Origin of the sequence: Blastococcus goldschmidtiae (genome assembly GCF_031845325.1) — a bacterium.
GTDB classification, from domain to species: domain Bacteria; phylum Actinomycetota; class Actinomycetes; order Mycobacteriales; family Geodermatophilaceae; genus Blastococcus; species Blastococcus goldschmidtiae.
In genome coordinates this window covers 1-5,631 of the sequence record NZ_JAVREI010000032.1, presented here as the reverse complement: position 1 = coordinate 5,631, position 5,631 = coordinate 1, and the positions used below count along the sequence as shown (strand labels likewise).

At 58.9% G+C, this 5,631-nt stretch carries 3 rRNA genes; all 3 read left to right on the top strand.

The window, feature by feature from the left end:
- Positions 1 to 267: 267 nt before the first annotated feature.
- Positions 268 to 1,786: ribosomal RNA gene (locus RM425_RS21405) — 16S ribosomal RNA — on the top strand.
- A gap of 491 nt (positions 1,787 to 2,277) precedes the next feature.
- Positions 2,278 to 5,407 (top strand): 23S ribosomal RNA (locus RM425_RS21400).
- 117 nt (positions 5,408 to 5,524) lie between these two features.
- A 5S ribosomal RNA gene (gene rrf, locus RM425_RS21395) occupies positions 5,525 to 5,631 on the top strand; the annotation flags it as partial.

The window sequence follows — 5,631 nt, the reverse complement described above, 5'->3', positions numbered from 1 at the left end:
TGCGCCGCGCGGCCCTGAGGGGCCGCCGGACCGGGACCCGCCGCTGGCGGGGGCAACGGAAACCGGCGTAGTGTTGGACATCCAGCCAGGTGCGGAGCCCGTGAGGGTCGAGTGTCTGCGCGTCCGCTCTTTGAGAACTCAACAGCGTGCCGAAAGTCAGTGCCAAGTAATACCCCGTGTCGTGGGTCTTCGGATCTGCGGCTGGGATTCCTTTGGTTGATTGATATCGAGAGTGCTAGCTCTCGGTTCTCAGCTGCGATCAAATCATCTACGGAGAGTTTGATCCTGGCTCAGGACGAACGCTGGCGGCGTGCTTAACACATGCAAGTCGAACGGTGAACTCCGCTTGCGGGGGGATCAGTGGCGAACGGGTGAGTAACACGTGGGCAACCTGCCCTCAGCTCTGGGATAACTCCAAGAAATTGGGGCTAATACCGGATATGACCGCTGACCGCATGGTCTGGTGGTGGAAAGATTTATCGGCTGGGGATGGGCCCGCGGCCTATCAGCTTGTTGGTGGGGTAGTGGCCTACCAAGGCGACGACGGGTAGCCGGCCTGAGAGGGTGACCGGCCACACTGGGACTGAGACACGGCCCAGACTCCTACGGGAGGCAGCAGTGGGGAATATTGCGCAATGGGCGAAAGCCTGACGCAGCGACGCCGCGTGGGGGATGACGGCCTTCGGGTTGTAAACCTCTTTCAGCAGGGACGAAGCGAAAGTGACGGTACCTGCAGAAGAAGCACCGGCCAACTACGTGCCAGCAGCCGCGGTAATACGTAGGGTGCAAGCGTTGTCCGGAATTATTGGGCGTAAAGAGCTCGTAGGCGGTTTGTTGCGTCGGCTGTGAAAACCTGAGGCTCAACCTCAGGCCTGCAGTCGATACGAGCAGACTAGAGTGTTGCAGGGGAGACTGGAATTCCTGGTGTAGCGGTGAAATGCGCAGATATCAGGAGGAACACCGGTGGCGAAGGCGGGTCTCTGGGCAACAACTGACGCTGAGGAGCGAAAGCGTGGGGAGCGAACAGGATTAGATACCCTGGTAGTCCACGCCGTAAACGTTGGGCGCTAGGTGTGGGGCTCATTCCACGAGTTCCGTGCCGCAGCTAACGCATTAAGCGCCCCGCCTGGGGAGTACGGCCGCAAGGCTAAAACTCAAAGGAATTGACGGGGGCCCGCACAAGCGGCGGAGCATGTTGCTTAATTCGATGCAACGCGAAGAACCTTACCTAGGCTTGACATGCACGGAAATCCTCCAGAGATGGTGGGTCCGTAAGGGCCGTGCACAGGTGGTGCATGGTTGTCGTCAGCTCGTGTCGTGAGATGTTGGGTTAAGTCCCGCAACGAGCGCAACCCTCGTTCTATGTTGCCAGCACGTCATGGTGGGGACTCATAGGAGACTGCCGGGGTCAACTCGGAGGAAGGTGGGGATGACGTCAAATCATCATGCCCCTTATGTCTAGGGCTGCAAACATGCTACAATGGCCGGTACAAAGGGCTGCGATACCGCGAGGTGGAGCGAATCCCAAAAAGCCGGTCTCAGTTCGGATTGGGGTCTGCAACTCGACCCCATGAAGTTGGAGTCGCTAGTAATCGCAGATCAGCAACGCTGCGGTGAATACGTTCCCGGGCCTTGTACACACCGCCCGTCACGTCACGAAAGTCGGTAACGCCCGAAGCCGGTGGCCCAACCCTTGTGGAGGGAGCCGTCGAAGGCGGGATCGGCGATTGGGACGAAGTCGTAACAAGGTAGCCGTACCGGAAGGTGCGGCTGGATCACCTCCTTTCTAAGGAGCACTGGCCGCTTCCCTGGTGGGAGTGGTCCAGAGCCGCGCTCACACCATGATCGGTGCCCATTTGCGGGTGCCGGCGCAGCGTGTGGGGTGGTGCTCGAGGGTGGAACGCTGACCAGTTCGGCCGGCAGCTGCGGCTGCTCCTAGTACGGCCTGGTGTCTCTTCGGAGGTGTTGGGTGTGGAACGGGGTGGTGGTGGGTGGCCGGTGGTAGGCACGCTGTTGGGTCCTGAGAGAGCGGGCTCGGCCGGGGTGGAGACACCTGTGGTCGTGGACGTTGCTCTTGTGTCAGGGCCGGTCTGCATCTCATACCGCTGTCTGCACCTGAGGGTGGGGCGGGGCTGGTGGGGTCGGGTGGCCGGTGTCTGGTCGTACGTTGAGAACTGCACAGTGGACGCGAGCATCTTTTTGACTCTTGTTTTGTCGAGAGTTCTTGTAGGCCCGCACAGCGCATCCTTCCGGGTGTGGTGTGTGGGATTTTTGTGTGGCCAAGTTGTTAAGGGCACACGGTGGATGCCTGGGCACCAGGAGCCGATGAAGGACGTAGGAGGCTGCGATAAGCCTCGGGGAGCTGTCAACCGAGCGTTGATCCGAGGATTTCCGAATGGGGGAACCCCGCACCAGTCATGTGGTGTGACCCGCGCCTGAACACATAGGGCGTGTGGAGGGAACGTGGGGAAGTGAAACATCTCAGTACCCACAGGAAGAGAAAACAACCGTGATTCCGTGAGTAGTGGCGAGCGAAAGCGGATGAGGCTAAACCGATCGCATGTGATAGCCGGCAGGCGTTGTGTGGTCGGGGTCGTGGGACCGTCCAGTACCTTCTGCCGAGGGTACGGGGAGTAAGAAAATGCATGTGTTAGTGGAAGGCCTCTGGAAGGGGTCGCCGTAGAGGGTGAGAGCCCCGTACACGAAAACGCTGCATCTCCCGGACGTGTTTCCCAAGTAGCACCGAGCCCGTGAAATTCGGTGTGAATCTGGCGGGACCACCCGCTAAGCCTGAATACTCCCTGGTGACCGATAGCGGACAAGTACCGTGAGGGAAAGGTGAAAAGTACCCCGGGAGGGGAGTGAAATAGTACCTGAAACCGTGTGCCTACAAGCCGTGAGAGCCTTAGTCCTTTCGGGGGCGGGGTGATTGCGTGCCTTTTGAAGAATGAGCCTGCGAGTTAGTGGTACGTGGCGAGGTTAACCCGTGGGGGGTAGCCGTAGCGAAAGCGAGTCCGAATAGGGCGTTTGAGTCGCGTGCTCTAGACCCGAAGCCGAGTGATCTACCCATGGCCAGGTTGAAGCGCGGGTAAGACCGCGTGGAGGACCGAACCCACTTAGGTTGAAAACTGAGGGGATGAGCTGTGGGTAGGGGTGAAAGGCCAATCAAACTCGGTGATAGCTGGTTCTCCCCGAAATGCATTTAGGTGCAGCGTCACGTGTTTCTTGCCGGAGGTAGAGCACTGGATGGCCGATGGGCCCCACAAGGTTACTGACGTCAACCAAACTCCGAATGCCGGTAAGTGAGAGCGTGGCAGTGAGACTGCGGGCGATAAGGTTCGTAGTCGAGAGGGAAACAGCCCAGATCATCGGCTAAGGCCCCTAAGCGTGTGCTAAGTGGAAAAGGATGTGGAGTCGCAGAGACAACCAGGAGGTTGGCTTAGAAGCAGCCACCCTTGAAAGAGTGCGTAATAGCTCACTGGTCAAGTGATTCCGCGCCGACAATGTAGCGGGGCTCAAGCACACCGCCGAAGCCGTGGCATTCATACAACAACCCGTCGTCTGCCTTGAGTGGGCGGCCAGGTGTGTGGATGGGTAGGGGAGCGTCGTGTGGCGGTCGAAGCGGCGGAGTGATCCAGCCGTGGACGCCACGCGAGTGAGAATGCAGGCATGAGTAGCGAGAGGGGAGTGAGAAACTCCCCCGCCGGAAGACCAAGGGTTCCTGGGCCAGGCTAATCCGCCCAGGGTGAGTCGGGACCTAAGGCGAGGCCGACAGGCGTAGTCGATGGACAACGGGTTGATATTCCCGTACCCGCGAAGGAACGCCCATGCTGAACCCAGCGATGCTAACCACCCGAAGCGCCGGTGTCTCTTAGGAGACCGAGTGCGTGGAGGCTGGGACCCGGACTGGTAGTAGGCAAGCGATGGGGTGACGCAGGAAGGTAGTCCTACCGGTGAGTGGTAGTACCGGTGCAAGGGTGTGGCCCGCGGGGTAGGTAAATCCGTCCCGCACACAAGGGTGAGACCTGACGCATAGCCGAATGAGGCGAATTGGATGATCCTATGCTGCCGAGAAAAGCCTCTAGCGAGTTCCGAGCGGCCCGTACCCCAAACCAACTCAGGTGGTCAGGTAGAGAATACCAAGGCGATCGAGCGAACTGTGGTTAAGGAACTCGGCAAAATGCCCCCGTAACTTCGGGAGAAGGGGGGCCATCTACTGTGAACCGCCTTGCGCGGGGCAGCGGTGGGTGGCCGCAGAGACCAGTGAGAAGCGACTGTTTACTAAAAACACAGGTCCGTGCGAAGTCGTAAGACGATGTATACGGACTGACGCCTGCCCGGTGCTGGAACGTTAAGGGGACGGGTTAGTCACATCTGTGGCGAAGCTCAGAACTCAAGCGCCAGTAAACGGCGGTGGTAACTATAACCATCCTAAGGTAGCGAAATTCCTTGTCGGGTAAGTTCCGACCTGCACGAATGGCGTAACGACTTCTCAGCTGTCTCAACCACAGGCTCGGCGAAATTGCACTACGAGTAAAGATGCTCGTTACGCGCGGCAGGACGGAAAGACCCCGGGACCTTTACTATAGCTTGATATTGGTGTTCGGTTCGGCTTGTGTAGGATAGGTGGGAGACTGTGAAGCGGGCACGCCAGTGTTCGTGGAGTCATCGTTGAAATACCACTCTGGTCGAATTGGATGTCTAACTTCGGTCCGTGATCCGGATCAGGGACAGTGTCAGGTGGGTAGTTTAACTGGGGCGGTTGCCTCCCAAAATGTAACGGAGGCGCCCAAAGGTTCCCTCAGCCTGGTTGGCAATCAGGTGTCGAGTGCAAGTGCACAAGGGAGCTTGACTGTGAGACCGACGGGTCGAGCAGGAGCGAAAGCTGGGACTAGTGACCCGGCACCGGCATGTGGAAGCGGTGTCGCTCAACGGATAAAAGGTACCCCGGGGATAACAGGCTGATCTTCCCCAAGAGTCCATATCGACGGGATGGTTTGGCACCTCGATGTCGGCTCGTCGCATCCTGGGGCTGGAGTAGGTCCCAAGGGTTGGGCTGTTCGCCCATTAAAGCGGTACGCGAGCTGGGTTTAGAACGTCGTGAGACAGTTCGGTCCCTATCCGCCGTGCGCGTAAGAGACTTGAGAAGAGCTGTCCCTAGTACGAGAGGACCGGGACGGACGAACCTCTGGTGTGCCAGTTGTACCGCCAGGTGCACTGCTGGTTAGCTACGTTCGGCAGGGATAACCGCTGAAAGCATCTAAGCGGGAAGCTCGCTTCGAGATGAGGTCTCTCACCGGGTCAACCGGGTAAGGCCCCCGCCCAGACCAGCGGGTTGATAGGCCGGAAGTGGAAGCACCGCAAGGTGTGGAGCTGACCGGTACTAATAGGCCGAGGGCTTGACCACACAACACCTCCAGGGGTCTTGTGCAGAGTCGAGAGTCAAGACATGAAAGATTGTCGCGTCCACTGTGCGGTTCTGAACGCACGAACCAGACTGCTGGTTCGAACAAGTTCACAGAGTTACGGCGGTCATGGCGAGAGGGAAACGCCCGGTCTCATTCCGAACCCGGAAGCTAAGCCTCTCAGCGCCGATGGTACTGCCCTGGAGACGGGGTGGGAGAGTAGGAC